This is a genomic window from Sphingomonas morindae, assembly GCF_023822065.1.
Taxonomy (GTDB): Bacteria; Pseudomonadota; Alphaproteobacteria; order Sphingomonadales; family Sphingomonadaceae; genus Solisphingomonas; species Solisphingomonas morindae.
In genome coordinates this window covers 2415930-2431193 of the sequence record NZ_CP084930.1, presented here as the reverse complement: position 1 = coordinate 2431193, position 15264 = coordinate 2415930, and the positions used below count along the sequence as shown (strand labels likewise).

The following is a 15264-nucleotide window of genomic DNA, read 5'->3' as shown; positions in this document are numbered from 1 at the left end:
TCTCTTCTCACTTCACCATGTTGACGAGGGTCTCGTACATTTCGGCGGCCACCGTCACGATCCGCGCCGAAGCGGCGTAGCTCTTCTGGAGTTCCACCAGCAGCGCCAATTCTTCGTCCTTGTTCACGCCCGAAAAATTGTCCCGGCGGCTCATCGCGTCGGTCAGGCGGGCGGTGGAAGCCTTTTCGGCGGCGCTGGCGGCGGCGGCACCGCTCGCGATATCCGCCACCATCTGGCTCAGATAGGCGCTGATGTTCGCCTTGCCGCGGCGGCCGAGATCGATGGCCGCGCCCAGGCCCTGAGCAAAGGCCTTGGCACCCGTCACATCGCCCGGCGCCACGGCCTTTTCGCCGACCCCGGCATCGGCATTGGCGCGCGCCATGGGCAGGCGCCTGGGATTCTCGATCAGGCTCGGCGAAACGGCGGCATCGTCGAGGCCGCTCCCCTGATTGCCCAGCCCCGACCATTGCGAGAAGCTGATGCCGGTGCCCAGTCGATCGGTCGTATCCGCGCTTATCGACAGGCTGAGGCCGGAATTGGCATCCCTGGGCGCGAACCGGATCCGGCCGCGATCATCCAGGCCGAACTGGCCCGCCTGGCCGAGCGGGCTCGCATTGAGTTCGGCGACGAGATCCGCGACCGTATCGCCCCGGCTCCCGGTCAGCGTATAGCGGCCGACGCTCCGGCCGGTCGGGTCGCGCAGCGTCAGGCCGACGCTTTCGCCGCGCCCGAACCCATGTTTGTCCGTACCGGCGAGGCCGATCGGGGCGCCCGGCGCGGTCGGGCTGCGGATGAGATCGTTGAGGCCGAAAAAGGCGGAGAAGCCGAGCCCGGCGCGGCTGGCGCCCCTTTGTCCGTTCTGCGCGATCGAAACGCCGTTGGCGGCGTCGGTCGATGTGATCGTCAGCACGCCCGTGTCGAGCGAGGCGGTGCCCGCGCCGCCCAGGCCTCTGTTGATGGCGTCGAGCATGTCCTGAACGCTGGCGTTGCGGCCGAGCGCGTCGAAATCGAGGCGCGCGGACGCCGTCACCGTGCCATCGGCCTTGAGGATGGCGATGGCGGCGCCGCCCGAAAAGCCGAGCGTGTCGGTGGCGACCAGCCCGGTCCGGCGGCCGGTGAGGCTGGGCGGCGGCGGCACCGCCGTGCCGGCGTTGGAAACGGTGTTGAGCGTTTCGGTAAGGCTGGCGAACAGCCCTTCCAGATCATCCTCGGCCTTGGGCAGGATGCGGTCGCGCATCTCGATCTGCGCGCCGAGCTTGCCGCCGATGGTGGTGGAGGCGATGGTCTCGCCGGTCGCAGCGCCGGGCTTGCCGTCGACCCCCACGACACGGATCGCCATCTCGCCCGTACCGGGCTCGGGCGGATCGATCTGCCGGCGCCGCTGGTCCAGCAAAGTGATGCCGCTGATCGTGTCGATGCTCACCCGGCCATCGGCCTGATCGGTGGCGCGGACCGAGATCAGGCCGCTCAGCTCCTGGAGCGCCGCCATGCGCTGATCGATCAGGCCGGACTCGCGATTGGCCGGGCCGAGCCGCGCGATATCCGTGTTGAGGCCGTCGATCTGCGTGAGCAGCGCGTTGACGCGCGCCGCGCTTTCCGCCGCCGACGCGCTGGTCTCGTCGCGCATCGCGCGAAGATCGTCGCGCGCGCCGCGGATCGCGTCGATCGTGCTGCTGACCTCGCCGAGAAAGGCGCTGACCGCCTCGGTGGGATCGCTCAGCCCGCCCATCTTGGTGGCGGCCTTGACGATTCCCGTCAGCCGGCTGGGCAGGCCGCCCGACGCGCCGGGCTTGCCGAACAGGCTTTGCAGCCGATCATAGTAATCGGCGAGCGATTTGTTGCGGCCGGCATCGCCGCCGCGCGCATAGACGGCGCCTTCCAGATAGCGGTCCGCGATGCGCTGGATATCGGCGACGTCGACGCCCGTCACCTCGCCGGCGGTGACCGCGCTCGTCATCGTGGTGCGACGCCGGGCATAACCCGGCGTCACCACGTTGGAGATGTTGTTGGCGGTCGTCCGGATCGCCGCCTGGGTCGCGTTGAGGCCGCTGATCGCGGACGAGAGGATCTGGTAGATCGACACGGTGGAGCCCTCCTGGCCGCGCGCGCCCGGATCAGCGCTTGAGCGCGCTCAGCTCCTGCAGCATCTCGTCCACCGTCGTGATGATCTTGGACGAGGCGCTATAGGCGCGTTGGAAGCGGATCATGTTGCTGAATTCTTCCGCCAAGTCCGTGGTCGAGGCCTCGAGCTGGCCGCCCCAGATCTTGCCGGCGCCCTCGCCCGCGGGCTCGATCGAGGGCGAGCCCGATTCGATCGCGTCCTGATAGGCATTGCCGTTGAGCCGCGTCAGCCCATCGGCATTCTGGAAAGCCGCCAGCGGCACCTTGAAAATGTCGCGCGCGCTGCCGCCCTCGAAAAAGACCGTGACGATGCCTTTCTGCGAGACCTGGACCTTGGTGATCTCCGAGAGCTTGCCGCCGTCCACCGAATAGGCGCCGATCTTCGATACGTCGGCGATCTGCTTCCAGACATTGTCGGTGCCGCCGAAAGGCATGGTGATCTTGACCGAACCCGCGCCATTGGCCCATTTCGGGGTGAAGCCGTCCAGCACGGCCCTGTCGCTGGCGGTCGGGTCCAGCTTGCCGTCGCCATCGAAGACCAGCTTGCCCGAGGCGAGCAGGCCATTGGCCTGGCTGGCATCGACTTCGCCCGCCTTGCCATAGATTTCCGCCTGCCACGTGTTCGGCCCCGTCTTGATGAAGCCGAAGGTCACGTCGTGCGGATTGCCCTGCGCGTCATAGACGAGCTTGGACTGGGAATATTGGGGCTTCACCGTGCCCTGGGCCATGGCGCCGGCGCTGTAGGCGGGCGTGCCGGCATAGGGATCCAGCCGGGAATCGAGGTTCAGCTGCATCGTCAGCCTGCGCGTCGGATCGGCCGAACCGAGCAGGCCGTTGAGATTGACGGTGCGCAGGCTCTCCAGGCCGCTGCCTGCGGCATTGCCGTCCGCGTCGAGCGGCCAGCCCTGCAGATAATAGCCCGCCGCGTTGACGAGATTGCCAAGCTGGTCGGCGAAGAAATTGCCCGCCCGCGTATAGGCCACGTCCTTGCTGTCCGGCTGCGGGCGGACGATGAAGAAGCCCTTCCCCTCAATGCCGAGATCGGTGGTGCGGCTGCCGGCGTTGAGCGTGCCGGCGCGCGAGATCGCGGCCTTGGTAACGAGGCTGACGCCGCCCGCCGAATAGCTGGAGCGGCTGTTGCCCCCGGTCACCATCGTCGCGAAATCGGCCTTGCTGCCCTTGAAGCCGACCGTGTTCACGTTGACGATGTTGTCCGCCACCGTCGCCATCGCGCCGGATTGCGCGCCGAGCCCGGAAACACCAGCATTAAGAGCGGAATAGAGGCTCATACTTGTCTCCAACTAATCATCTGCGCAGCGCAGCGTCGGCAGCGCCGGGCGGCGCCTGCTTTATTGTAGAGCGAGCGATGCGCCGGCCCAATATAGGCATTATTTTCCTAGCCTGCTTTCGTACAGACCGGCGCCGGACCGTCTATAAACGGGCAGGAAGGAGGCGGCGATGCTGCGGATCGGGTTGCGCGACGGCGAGCGCGTGATCATCAACGGCGCGGTGCTGCGCGCGCAGGGCCGCGTGACGCTGGCGGTGGAGACGGCGAGCGCGGTGCTGCGCGGCCGCGACGTGATGCGCGCCGAGGAGGCCAACACGCCGGCGCGGCGGCTCTATTTCGCCTGCATGATGGCCTATATCGAACCCGAGGCGGCGGATCGGCACCGCCAGGCCATCGCCGCGCGCGCGGGCGAACTCTTCGCCGCGCTCGCCCATCCCGAGATGCGCGCCGCCTGTCTGGCGGTGATCGGGCATGGCGGCGCCGGCGATTTCTACGCCGCGCTCGCCGAATGCCGGCGCCTCGTCCAGTATGAGGGCGAGCTTCTGGCGCCGGGCGATGCCGCCTGATGCCGCTGATGCTGCCCCTGTCCACCGCCGTCGCGGGGCTGCGCGCCCGGCCGCTGGATCAGCGCTACGGGCGCGTGGTGGCGGTGCGCGGCAGCCTGATCGAGGTGGAGGGGCTCAGCGGCGCCGCGCAGATCGGCGCGCGCGTGACGGTGGCCACCGCGGCCGGACCGATCGAGGCCGAGGTGACGGGGCTGGACCGGGGCATCGCGCACTGCCTGCCCTTTCGCGATCCGCAGGGGGTGGCGGCGGGCGCGCGCGCCGATCTCGCGGCGGAACAGCTCGCGCTGCGGCCCTCCTCCGCCTGGCTCGGCCGCATCATCGACGGGCTCGGCCGTCCGGCGGACCAGCGCGGCCCGCTGCTGCTCGGCGCGCAGACGCGCGCGATCCGCGCCGCGCCCCCGCCCGCGTCGCGGCGCGCGCGCATCGGCGCGCGGATCGAGACGGGGGTGGCGGCGCTGGATCTGTTCGCGCCGCTCTGCATCGGCCAGCGGCTGGGCCTGTTCGCGGGCTCCGGCGTCGGCAAGTCGACGCTGCTGGCGATGCTGGCGCGCTGGGCCGAATGCGATGTGGCGGTGATCGGCCTGATCGGCGAGCGCGGGCGCGAGGTGCAGGAATTCGTGCAGGACGATCTCGGCGCCGACGGGCTGGCGCGGAGCGTGGTGGTGGTCGCCACGTCCGACGAGCCCGCGCTGATGCGGCGCCAGGCGGCGTGGACCACGCTGGCGGTAGCGGAGCATTTCCGCGATCAGGGGCTGCGCGTGCTGTGCCTGATCGACAGCGTCACCCGCTTCGCCATGGCGCAGCGCGAGATCGGCCTCGCCAGCGGCGAGCCGCCCGCCACCAAGGGCTATACGCCCACCGTCTTCGCCGAGCTGCCGCGGCTGCTCGAGCGCGCCGGCCCGGGCGCCGAAGGATCGGGCGCGATCACCGGCGTCTTCACCGTGCTGGTCGATGGCGACGATCATAACGAGCCCGTCGCCGATGCCGTGCGCGGCATATTGGACGGGCATATCGTCCTCAGCCGGCGCATCGCCGAACAGGGCCGCTACCCCGCCGTGGACGTGCTCCGCTCGCTCTCGCGCAGCCTGCCCCAGGCGCTGCGGATCGAGGAGAATGAGCTGCGCCTCTCCGCCCGGCGCGAACTCTCCATCTATGGCGATATGGAGGATATGATCCGGCTCGGCGCCTATAAGCAGGGCGCCAACCCCGCGGTGGACCGCGCCGCCGCCCTCACCCCCCGGATCGAGGCGCTGCTCTGCCAGACCAAGGACGCGCGCGCCAGCGCCGCCCGGGGCTTCGCCCAACTCGCGGACATTCTCGCGACCTGAGAGGATCCATCATGCGCACCCCTTACGACACGCTGATCCGGCTCGGCGAGCGCGGCCTGGACGAGATGCGCCGCGCCATCCTGGCCGAGGTGGCCGAGCGGGCGACGCTGGAGCGGCGGCGCGCGCAGCTGGAAGGCCATATGCGCGAGGCGGAAGCCTGCGCGACCGACGCCGTTTTGATCGATTCCCACCTCTATTTGGCCCGAATGCGTGCGGAAAAGGCCGATTTGGCGGCCGCGCGGGACGGTATCGACGCGCGTTTGTCCGCCTTGCGCGACGGCGCGCGCGATGCGCTCGGCCAGCTCGCCGCCACGCGCAGCGCCGCCGCCGATTTCCGCGCCGCGCGTCACGCCGAGGCGGCGCGGCGCGAGCATCGGGTGATCGACGATCTGAGCGGCGCGCGCCACGCGCGGAGCCTGATCGGCCGCGCATGACGATCGCCGCCGCCCAGCTGCGCGCGCTCGCGCCCCAGGCCCGCGCCGCGCTGCTGCTGGAGGCGGCGCGGGCGCCGTTGGCGAGGCCGCTGTGGCAGGCGGCGCTGGGCGAGGCCGCGCCGGATGCGCCGGCCTCGGCCATCGGCGCGGCGCCGGCGCTCGCCAAAACCGGGCTGGAAGCGCTGCTCGATCTCGCCACGGCGGCGCCGGGCCTGCCGCCGCCCGCGCCCGCGCCGGCGCCGGCGCGCGTCGCCAGCGCCGCGCCGGGGCCGCTTTCCCGCGAGGACCGCCCGGCCATTCCCGAAGCCTATGCGGCGATGGTGCGCGAGGCGGCGCAGCGCACCGGCCTGCCCGCCGCCACCCTCGCCGCCATCATCGGCGCCGAGGCGGGCGATGGCGCGGGCGGGTGGCGGCCGCTGGCGCGCAACCCGCGCTCCTCGGCCGCCGGGCTGGGCCAGTTCCTCGCCGGCACCTGGTTGCGCGTGGCGGCGGATCCCGGCAGCTGGCTGCACCGCCGCGCCGCCGCCGAAGGCTGGCTGACGACGGACGGCCATGTGCGCGCGGAGGCGCGCGGCGCATTGCTCGCGCTGCGCTACGATCCTCGCGCGGCGATCGAGACGGTCGCCGATCATGCGGTGGCAAATCTTGCCGCGCTCGACTCCGCCAATCTGGCCGGCGTCGCCGTCGCGGCGCGCACCCGGGCCGCCTATCTCGCGCATCAGCTCGGCGCGCGCGGCGCCATCCGCTTCCTTGAAGGCGGGGCCGCGCCCGATCCCGGCCGCCTGCTTGCCGCGCAGATCGGCCCCGCCGCCGCCGCACGCGCGATCGCCGCCGCCGGCGGCGCCGCCGCCGCGCATCGCGCCTGGCTTCTCGGCTTCTGCGACGCACATCTGCCGCCGGTCACCCGCGCCTGATCCGACCGCCCGATCGCGGTACGCCGCCCAAGTCGGCAGATCCTTCCGGCTTATAGGAATATATTGCAGAAACGCTTTATAGGAATTAACCATTGGTTAGTCTTTGACGGCCAAATCTGCCCAGCAACGGCGCGCCAGGGCCGGCGTGCCGATCAGTGATCGGGGGCATGATCATGTCGAAAACCACGGTGGCGATCGAAGATGCGGTGACCAGCCTGCGCGCGGCCAAGGAGGCGCACGGTCCCGCGCCCAGCCCCCGTCAAAGGCTTGCGGAAGATCGGCTGTTCGCGCGGATCCTGACGCTGCTCGCGCCGCGTATCCGGCACTTCATCCGGCAATATGGGCTGGGCGGCCATTGGGAGGATGCCGAACAGGTCTGCGCCATCGCCGTGCATCGCGCGATCGAGACCTATGATCCGGAACGCGCGCGCTTCACCACCTTCGTCAACTGGCTGATCCGGGGCGAGCTGCAGGGCCTGCGCTTCCGGCTGATGACGGACCAGCGCCCCTCGGCGCGCAAGGTGGCGGCCACCACCGTCTCGCTGCATGCGCTGACGCAGACCAGCGACGATGCCGGCCCGGGTGAGTTGCTGATCGAGGATGAGGAGGCGCTCGCCCAGACCGAGGCGGACGCTTCCGCCTATCTGGCGGACAACGCCATGCGGGCCATGATCGACAGCTATGTCGCCCATCTCCGCGCGATCGGCATCGCCCAGCTCAGCCGCCGCCCGCGCCGCCCGGGCACCACCCCGCCCACGGAGAAACGGCCAAGGCTGAAGGTGAACAGCATCGATCCGGAAGAATTGCGCCAACTCGAGGAGCGGCTGCACCGCAACCGCGCGCTGGTCGAGCAGCGTATCTTCGAGCTCAGCCCGATCGAGAAGAGCGAGGAGGATGGCGCGATTACCAAGGAGCGGATGCGCCAGATCGCCAAGCGGGCGGCGCGCACCATCGCCACCATCGCCCAGCAGGATCCCCGTTTCGCCATCATGGTGGACAGCGCCACGCCGCCCGCGCCCGATCAGCATCAAAGCCCCGCCCCGGCCGCTCCGCCCCAGCGGCCGGGCGCGCCGCGCGGCCGCGACCCCGCGCCCGAAGACCATGCCGTGCGCCTCTGCGAGGGCGACGCGGGCGAGCGGACGAGCCGGGCGCTGCATTAAAGCCGACGCGCGCTTAGCGAAGCGCTTGGCTTATACGGGCGGATCGATCACATCAGGAGAAAGGCGGCGCGATCCCGCGCGTGGGAAGGGTAAGACACTGTCCGGCGAGGCTTTGGGTGATCCCTATCGATCCTTGGTCTTCCCCAATGCGATCCGCCGCGCGCGGCGGGCGGCGGGCTTCGCCACGCTGCTCGCGCTGGCGGCGCACCTGCCCGACCTCGCCTATATCCGCCTCTCCAAGATCGAACGCGGCGAGATTTTCGCCAAGCCCGAGGAAGTCCGCGCGATCGCGGCGGTGCTTGCGCTCCCGCCCGAGCGTCTGCTGATCGACATCGACGCGCCCGATTTCGATATCGCCGCCTGGGCGGCCGAGTTGCGCGATTGGCATCCGGCACCGCCGGACGAGGATCGCTTCGCCATCCTGCTCGGCGCGGCGGTGCGGGCGCTCCGCGCGCGCGCGCCGGGCCTCACCATCGCCGCGATCGAGGCGCGCCACCATATTCCGCCGGTGATGCTGTCGCGCGTCGAGGCGGCGATGAAGCCGTTCGGCCGCTGGCATCCGGGGCTGCGCGCGGCTTTGTGCGATCTTCTGGGGGTGGCGGACGAAGCCGCGCTGCGCGCGCATGTGGAGGCGCTGGCGGAGACGGACGCGCTCGCGCCCTTCATCGCCGCGATCGCCGCGCCCGAGATCCGGATCGCCAAGACGCACGCGCGCGTGGCCGCCCTGCGCCTGGCGCTGACCGGCGCCGCGTCCGCGCCGGCGCGCCGGCCGCCGCCACCGCGCCGCGACCCGCCATCGCCGCCCCCCGCGCGCGCGGTGGATCCAGCCCCCGCCGATCGCGAGATGCGGGCGGTGCCGCTTCTGCCCGTGTTCGGAACGCCGCGCGCGGACGGGCTGATCGGGCGCACCCCGCTGGGCCAGTGGGTCGAGGCGCCGAGCGTGGCGGGGCCGCGCGCCTATGGCTTGCGCTCGGATCGGCAAAGCCTCGGCCTGGGCCTGCCGGCGGGCGCGATCCTGATCGTCGATCCGGATCGCTTTCCCGCACCGGGCACGCTCGCCGTGCTGCGCGAGGCGGAGGGAATGCGGCTGCTCGCCATCGGGCTGGATCGCGAAGGCCAGATGCGGGGCCATAGCGTAAACCCGCCGCGCGATATCGCGATCGACGCCTGCGATCCCGCCGATCTCGCCACCGTGATCGCCGCGCGCTTCTGATCCCCCGCCGCCGGCACGGCGAACCGGGCGCTAGAAGCGGTTGTTGAAGGAGATGGGGGGCATCTCGGTGGGCGGCGCCATGTCGCCATCGGCGCCGTAGATGAACCGGTTGCGGTTGCTGAGCCGGCGCGCCTCGTTGGTCATCGCCTGGATCAGTTCGCCGGTCAGCTCGAGCCGGCGGCGCAACAGCGTCGCATTGGCATCGGAGGCCTCGCACAGCGCCTCCACCGCGGGCAGGAAGCGCGCCCGGTCCGCCTCGTCCAGCGCCTGCGCCCAGCCCGGCGCCTCGCGGTCGCGCCGGGCGAGTTCGCTCTCCACGATGCCGATCAGGCGATGCTTCACCCGCACCAGCTCGCGCAGCTCGGCCGATCGGCCATGCGCCTCGATCACCTCGGTCTCCTCGCGGATCACCAGGGTCAACGAGTGCATCAGCTCGATCAATTCAGCGACCATCGCCGCGCCCCTCCTGCAGCTTCATGATCTGATCGGCGACGGCGGGCGCGAGGCCGATGCCGCCGCGTACCGCCACGGCGCGTCCCAGCTCCTCCGCCAGCAGCCCGCGCATCATCTCCTCGGCCTGGCCGCCATCGAAGCCGGTATTGGTCGCCACCGTCTCCATCATCGGCTTGAACATCTGGCCGAGCAGCACCGCCTCGAACTCCCGCGCGGTCTGCCGCACCCGGTCCGGCGGCGCGGCGGTGGAGGCGGCGGGCGGGCCGGGCGGCGGCGCGGAAGAACCGTCGATCATTGCACCTCGATCTCGGCCTGGAGCGCGCCGGCCGTGCGCAGCGCCTGCAAGATGGTGATGAGATCGCGCGGGCTCACGCCGAGCGCGTTGAGCCCGGTGACGAGATCGCGCAGCGAGGCGCCGCCGCCCAGGGTGGCGAGCGATCGGCCGCCGCCATCGTCCACGGAGATGGCGGTGCGCGGCAGCACCACCGTGCCGCCGGCGGAAAAGGGCCCGGGCTGCGAGGCGACGGGACTCTCGCTGACCGAGATGGTGAGGCCGCCCTGCGCGATCGCCACCGGGCTGATCCGCACATCGGCGCCCATCACCACCGTGCCGGCGGCCTCGTTGATCACCACCCGCGCCAGCTGATCCACCTCCACCGGCAGGTTTTCGGTGCGCGCCACGATCGCCATCGCGCTGTCGCCCGCGCCGCGCGGCACGATCTGGACCGTGCTCGGGTCCAGCACCTCGGCGACGCCGGGCACCGCCCCGTTGATCGCGCGCGCCACGCGATAGGCGGTCGTGAAATCGGGGTTGCGCAGCGCGAGCTTGAGCGCGCCCGCCGAAAGCAGCGCATAGGGCACCTCGCGCTCCACCAGCGCGCCCCCCGCGATCCGCGCCGAGGTGGCGACGCCACGCGTCACGCTCGCCGCCTGGCCCTGCGCCTTGAAGCCGGACACCGCGACCGGCCCCTGCGCCACGGCGTAGATCTCGCCGTCCAGCGCGTGCAGCGAGGTGGCGATGAGCACCCCGCCCTGCAGGCTGGTGGCATCGCCGAGCGAGCCGATCTGCACGTCGACGCGCGAACCGATGCGCGCGAAGGGCGGCAAGGTCGCCGTGACGGAGACGGCGGCGACATTCTGCGTGCGCATCTGCGCGCCACGAATGTTCACGCCCAGCCGTTCCAGCATGGCCTGGAGCGATTCCTCGGTGAAGGGCACGTTGCGGATGCGATCGCCCGTGCCCGCCAGCCCCACCACCAGGCCATAGCCGACCAGCTGGTTGGGCCGCACATTCTCGACATCGACAATGTCCTTGATCCGCGACAGGGCGGTGGCGCAGGCCGGCGTGGCGACGAGCAGCGCGCAGGCCAAGGCGAGGCCGTGGGCGATCTGGCGCAGCACGGAGGAGAGGCGGAGCAGCATCGCCTTTCCTATAGGAAGGCGCGCCCCCGGCGCGGCGACGCGGACGCCAGATTTTCACCGCCGCTCATCCCGCGCGGCGCGCCAGCCGCAGCACATAGCCGATGATCTCGGCGACCGCCGCATAATGTTCGGCCGGGATCGGCCGATCCACTTCGGCCGAGGCATAAAGCGCACGCGCCAGCGCCGGGCTTTCGACGATCGGCACCTTGGCCTCGGTCGCGATCGCGCGGATGCGCAGCGCCACCGCGTCCACGCCCTTGGCCAGCACCAGCGGCGCGGGCGTCTCGCCATGGCGATAATCGAGCGCGACCGCATAATGGGTGGGGTTGGTGACGATCACGGCGGCGCGCGGCACCGCCGCCCTGATCCGCTGGCGGCTGCGGGACTGGGCGATGGCGCGGATGCGCGCCTTGATCTTGGGATCGCCCTCGTTGTTCTTGAACTCGTCGCGCACCTCCCGCAGCGTCATCCGCATGCGGCGCAGAAAGGCGCGCCGCTGGTAGAGGAGATCGGCCGCCGCCAGCGCCAGCGTCACCAGCAGCACCGTCTTGACCATGGCGCGCACCAGCGTCACCAGCGCCGCCACGATCCGGCCTGGGCCGGATCCGATCAGATCGCCAAAGCCGATCGCGCGCGGCCACGCCACCCACAAAGCGGCCCCGGCGATCAGCGCGAACTTGGCGAGCGTCTTGGCGAATTCGATCAGCGCGGCGGGGCCGAACACCCGCTTCAGTCCCGAAGCGGGCGAAAGCCGGGACCAGCGCGGCGCGAGCCGGTTCCAGTGCAGGCCCGGCCGCCCCTGCACCAGCCCCGCCACCACCGGCATCGCCAGCACCAGCGCGCCGAGCGGCAGCAGGCCGCGGCCCAGCCCGGCTGCCAGGCCGGCGGCGAGCGCGCGCAGCCCCTGCTCGTCGAGCGGATAGTCGGCCGCGCCGCTCCAGATCCGGGTCGCGGCGGCGCCGAAGGCGCGACAGGCGCGCGCGCCGATCCAGCCCATCATCAGCAGGAGCGCGGCGAACAGGGCGGCGTGGCGCACCTCGCCCGAGACCGGCCCCTCGCCGCGCCTATAGGCCTGGTCGAGCCGGCGCTGGGTGGGGCTTTCGGTCTTCTCGCCGGTCTCGGCCATGTCACGCGATCCCCAGGCCGGCGAGGATCGCCGCCATGCCGTTGGCGAAGGTGGTGAGCATCGCGCCGATCACCGTGCCGAGCAGGCCGAGCCCGAGCATAATGGCCAGCGGCTGGGCGATGAAGAAGATCTGGATGGCCGGCGCCATGCGCGCCGCGAAGCCCAGCATGATATTGAACACCATGGCGTAGAGCAGCATCGGCGCGGCCATGCTCAGCGCCAGCGCGGTCGCCTCGCCGCAGCCCGTCACCGCCAGCCGCGCGAAATCCGCCGCCGGCGGCATCGCGCCCGGCGGAAAGGCCGCATAGGAGCGCAGCAGCGCGGCGATCCAGTGATGATGCTGATCGAGAGCGAGGCACAGCATGGCGGCGGCGAGGCTGGCGAAGCGGGCGAGCAGCGGCGCCTGGCCGCCCAGAGCGGGATCCGACACCAGCGCCGAGGTGAGGCCGATCTGCATGCTGATCACCGCGCCCGCCATCGCCGACGCCTGGAACACCAGCCGCACGACCAGGCCGAGCGCCAGCCCCACCAGCAGCTCGCACGAGAGCGGCGCGATCAGCCCGCCCGCCTCGGCGAGCGGGACGAGGCGCGGCCGCACCAGCCCGTACAGGCCCAGGGTGACGCCCAGCCCCAGCAGCAGGCGGATGCGGCCCGGAATGGCCTCTTCCGAAAAGGCCGGGAGCAGCATCGTCACCGTGCCGATGCGCGCGAAGAGCAGCAGCAGGACGAGCAGCTCCGCCGGCAGCCGGGCCATGTCAGCCGGCGATGATCATATCGGCGACGCGCGCCATGAAGCCGGCCAGCGCGTGGCTGATCATCGGCAGCAGCAGCAGCAGCATCGCCGCCATGGCGAGGCATTTGGGCACGAAGGTGAGCGTCGCTTCCTGGATCTGGGTGAGCGCCTGCACCAGGCCCACGCCCACGCCGACGATCAGCGAGGTGAGCAGCAGCGGCCCGGCGACCGTGCCCGTGAGCAGCAGCGCCGCCCGCGCCAGCTCCATCGCCTCGGCGGCCTCCATGGGTCAGATCTGCATGCGCATGATTTCATTATAGGCACCCACCACGCGATCGCGCACCGCGACCACGGTGTTGAGCGCCGTCTCGGCGGCGCCGATCGCGGTCACCACGTCGATCAGATCGCCCTTGCCGGCCACCTGGCGCGCGCTGGCTTTCTCTGCCTCGCGCAGCGTCGCGCCGGCATCGGTGACGAGGCCGGACACCAGGCTCGCGAAATCGGGCCCGGCGGCGGCGGCCGGCTCTGCGCCATCGCCCGCCCCGCCCGGCGCGGCACCGCTCACCGCCGCCGCGCGCCCATAGGCGGCCACGCCCTGTTGCACCTTCAAGGCCATGCTCAATCTCCTCCGGATCGTCCGCTCAGCGGATCAGGTCGATGGTGCGCATCGTCATCCCGCGCGCCGCCTCGATGGCGTTGAGATTGGCCTCGTAGGAGCGCTGCGCCGCCTTCATGTCGGCGGATTCGATCAGGCTGTTCACATTCGGCCGCAGCACATAGCCGGCCGCGTCGGCGGCGGGATTGCCCGGATCATAGCTGCGCTCGAACGCGCCGGGATCGCCGATGATCGAGCGCACCGCCACTGTCATGGCGCCGGTCGCCCGATCGAGCTTGGGCGCGAAGGTGGCGACGCGCCGGCGATAGGGCGCCCCGCCGGGCGTGCGCGCGACGGAATCGGCATTGGCCAGATTCTCCGCGATGACGCGCATCCGCAGCGACTGGGCATGCAGCCCGGAGGCCGAGGCGGCGATGGCGCTTTCAAAGGACATGGCGACCAAGGGACATGGCGAGACGGTTCCGCAGAGGCTCGATGCCGCCATTATAGGCAGAAAAGCCGCACGCGCGCCGCCGCCGCCGCGATTTCTCCTATAAGGCCGGAAAGAAGGAGATGTCATGGACGTAAGCGACGGCGTGCCGATCGAGGTGACGGTCGAGCTTGGTGCGAGGGAGCTGCCGATCCGGCAGGTGCTGCGCCTCGGGCGCGGCGCCACCATCCCGCTTTCGTGCCATCAGAACGATCCCAGCCTGCTCTATGTGGGCGAGGATCTGATCGGCGAGGCGCGGATCGTGGCCGAGGAGGATCGCATGGTGGTGGAGGTGCTGCGCCTCGTCGGCCGCAAGGATTGAGCGGTGGAAGCCGCCGATCTGATGCGCGCGCTCGGCGCGCTGGCGCTGGTGCTGGGGCTGCTGGCCGGCGCGCTCTGGGCGGTCCGGCGCTTCGATCTGCGCCTGCCGGGCGGCGTCGGCGGCCGGGCGGGGGCGCGGCTCGCGCTGGTCGAGCGACTGGCGCTCGACAATCGCCACACGCTGGTGCTGCTCCGCCGCGACGCGGCCGAGCATCTCCTGCTGCTCGGCCCCGGCCAGCCGCTGCTGGTCGATAGCCGGCCCGCCGCCGACGCCTCTCGCTAGGAGCTTCGCGATGCGCCCCTCCTGGCCGGCCGCCGCGCGGCGGCGCGCCCTGCTCCGCTCCGCCTTGGCGCTCGCCCTGCTGGCGGGCGGATCGGCCACGCTGGCGGAGCCCGGCCCGCTCGCCGCCGCCGCCCATGCCGCGGGCACCATGGCCGATGCGGCGGCCGCCGGCGGCGGCGGCTCGGTCTCGGCGCGGGCGATGCAGATGGTGCTGGCGCTCACCGTGCTCAGCCTCGCGCCCGGCATCCTGATGACGGTCACCTGCTTCACGCGCATCGTCGTGGCGCTGTCGCTCCTGCGCACCGGCATCGGCGCGCCGGGCGTGCCGCCCAATCCGGTGCTGATCAGCCTCGCGCTCTTCCTCTCCTTCTTCGTCATGGCGCCCACCTTCGATGCCGCGTGGAACCAGGGCGTGGCGCCCTATTCGGCGGGCAAGATCAGCGAGGCGCAGGCGATCGAGGCGACCACCGCGCCGTTCAAGACCTTCATGCTCAAGCATGTCCGATCGCAGGATCTGGCGCTCTTCACGCGCCTGTCCAAACAGCCGCCCCAGCCGGCGGCGCGGCTGCCGCTCGCGACGGTGACGCCGGCCTTCATGATCTCGGAGCTGCGCCGCGCCTTCGAGATCGGCTTTCTGCTGTTGCTGCCCTTTCTGGTGATCGATCTCGCCGTCTCGGCGGTGCTGATGGCGATGGGCATGATGATGCTGCCGCCGATTACCATCTCCATGCCGATGAAGATCATCTTCTTCGTGCTGGTGGATGGCTGGGCGCTGGTGGCGGGCTCGCTCATCAAGAGCTTCGGCTGATCGCCGGCG

Annotated in this window: 19 protein-coding genes; 9 read left to right on the top strand and 10 right to left on the bottom strand. The window is 71.3% G+C overall.

The annotated features are described in order from the left end of the window. Positions 1–7: 7 nt before the first annotated feature. Positions 8–2083 (bottom strand): FlgK family flagellar hook-associated protein, encoded by a 2076-nt coding sequence (locus tag LHA26_RS11915; RefSeq protein WP_252165825.1) that lies wholly within the window; start codon positions 2081–2083, stop codon positions 8–10. A 31-nt stretch (positions 2084–2114) separates the two neighbouring features. After that, a complete protein-coding gene (locus LHA26_RS11910; protein ID WP_252165824.1) occupies positions 2115–3410 on the bottom strand; it encodes a flagellar hook protein FlgE in 1296 nt (431 codons plus the stop codon). A gap of 169 nt (positions 3411–3579) precedes the next feature. Here LHA26_RS11910 and LHA26_RS11905 point away from each other — a divergent pair, with 169 nt between their 5' ends. From LHA26_RS11905 to LHA26_RS11880, 6 genes are all read left to right on the top strand, one after another. Then, entirely contained in the window at positions 3580–3975 is a 396-nt protein-coding gene (locus tag LHA26_RS11905; RefSeq protein ID WP_252165823.1) for a flagellar biosynthesis repressor FlbT, read from the top strand. Between the two features lie 8 nt (positions 3976–3983). After that, positions 3984–5303 (top strand): flagellar protein export ATPase FliI, encoded by a 1320-nt coding sequence (gene fliI / locus LHA26_RS11900; RefSeq protein WP_252168372.1) that lies wholly within the window; start codon positions 3984–3986, stop codon positions 5301–5303. Between the two features lie 11 nt (positions 5304–5314). After that, on the top strand, positions 5315–5737 hold the full coding sequence (locus LHA26_RS11895; protein ID WP_252165822.1) for a hypothetical protein: 423 nt from the start codon (positions 5315–5317) through the stop codon (positions 5735–5737). Next, positions 5734–6651 (top strand): peptidoglycan-binding protein, encoded by a 918-nt coding sequence (locus LHA26_RS11890; protein WP_252165821.1) that lies wholly within the window; start codon positions 5734–5736, stop codon positions 6649–6651. The genes LHA26_RS11895 and LHA26_RS11890 overlap by 4 nt, the downstream gene beginning before the upstream one ends. 167 nt (positions 6652–6818) lie before the next feature. Further along, positions 6819–7811: a sigma factor gene (locus LHA26_RS11885; protein WP_252165820.1), complete on the top strand. Its 993-nt coding sequence runs from the start codon at positions 6819–6821 to the stop codon at positions 7809–7811. A gap of 112 nt (positions 7812–7923) precedes the next feature. After that, positions 7924–9024: an XRE family transcriptional regulator gene (locus LHA26_RS11880; RefSeq protein WP_252165819.1), complete on the top strand. Its 1101-nt coding sequence runs from the start codon at positions 7924–7926 to the stop codon at positions 9022–9024. A 30-nt stretch (positions 9025–9054) separates the two neighbouring features. Here the strand turns inward: LHA26_RS11880 and LHA26_RS11875 are convergent, their stop codons facing one another. The 8 genes from LHA26_RS11875 to flgC form a co-directional block, all read right to left on the bottom strand. Beyond that, a complete protein-coding gene (locus LHA26_RS11875) occupies positions 9055–9477 on the bottom strand; it encodes a flagellar biosynthesis protein FlgN (protein ID WP_252165818.1) in 423 nt (140 codons plus the stop codon). Continuing rightward, entirely contained in the window at positions 9467–9772 is a 306-nt protein-coding gene (locus LHA26_RS11870) for a rod-binding protein (RefSeq protein WP_252165817.1), read from the bottom strand. Before LHA26_RS11870 ends, LHA26_RS11875 begins: the two co-directional genes overlap by 11 nt. Next, complete coding sequence (locus tag LHA26_RS11865; protein ID WP_252165816.1) at positions 9769–10899, bottom strand: flagellar basal body P-ring protein FlgI; 1131 nt, start codon at positions 10897–10899, stop codon at positions 9769–9771. Before LHA26_RS11865 ends, LHA26_RS11870 begins: the two co-directional genes overlap by 4 nt. A gap of 64 nt (positions 10900–10963) precedes the next feature. After that, complete coding sequence (locus tag LHA26_RS11860; RefSeq protein ID WP_252165815.1) at positions 10964–12025, bottom strand: EscU/YscU/HrcU family type III secretion system export apparatus switch protein; 1062 nt, start codon at positions 12023–12025, stop codon at positions 10964–10966. 1 nt (position 12026) lies between these two features. After that, positions 12027–12779, bottom strand: a complete 753-nt coding sequence (gene fliR, locus LHA26_RS11855; protein ID WP_252165814.1) for a flagellar biosynthetic protein FliR — start codon at positions 12777–12779, stop codon at positions 12027–12029. A gap of 1 nt (position 12780) precedes the next feature. Next, a complete protein-coding gene (locus tag LHA26_RS11850) occupies positions 12781–13044 on the bottom strand; it encodes a flagellar biosynthetic protein FliQ (protein WP_252165813.1) in 264 nt (87 codons plus the stop codon). A 3-nt stretch (positions 13045–13047) separates the two neighbouring features. Continuing rightward, positions 13048–13374 (bottom strand): flagellar hook-basal body complex protein FliE, encoded by a 327-nt coding sequence (fliE, locus tag LHA26_RS11845; protein ID WP_252165812.1) that lies wholly within the window; start codon positions 13372–13374, stop codon positions 13048–13050. Between the two features lie 25 nt (positions 13375–13399). Beyond that, positions 13400–13807 (bottom strand): flagellar basal body rod protein FlgC, encoded by a 408-nt coding sequence (gene flgC, locus LHA26_RS11840; RefSeq protein WP_252165811.1) that lies wholly within the window; start codon positions 13805–13807, stop codon positions 13400–13402. Between the two features lie 124 nt (positions 13808–13931). Between flgC and LHA26_RS11835 the strand changes: the two genes are divergently transcribed. Genes LHA26_RS11835 through fliP form a run of 3 tightly spaced genes read left to right on the top strand, consistent with a single transcriptional unit; the run spans position 13932 to position 15255 of the window. Next, positions 13932–14165 (top strand): FliM/FliN family flagellar motor switch protein, encoded by a 234-nt coding sequence (locus LHA26_RS11835; protein WP_252165810.1) that lies wholly within the window; start codon positions 13932–13934, stop codon positions 14163–14165. A 3-nt stretch (positions 14166–14168) separates the two neighbouring features. Next, the gene (locus LHA26_RS11830) at positions 14169–14447 is read left to right on the top strand and encodes a flagellar biosynthetic protein FliO (RefSeq protein WP_252165809.1); all 279 of its coding nucleotides are present in this window, start codon (positions 14169–14171) and stop codon (positions 14445–14447) included. Positions 14448–14457: 10 nt separating this feature from the next. Further along, a complete protein-coding gene (gene fliP / locus LHA26_RS11825) occupies positions 14458–15255 on the top strand; it encodes a flagellar type III secretion system pore protein FliP (protein WP_437441210.1) in 798 nt (265 codons plus the stop codon). Positions 15256–15264 lie beyond the last annotated feature (9 nt).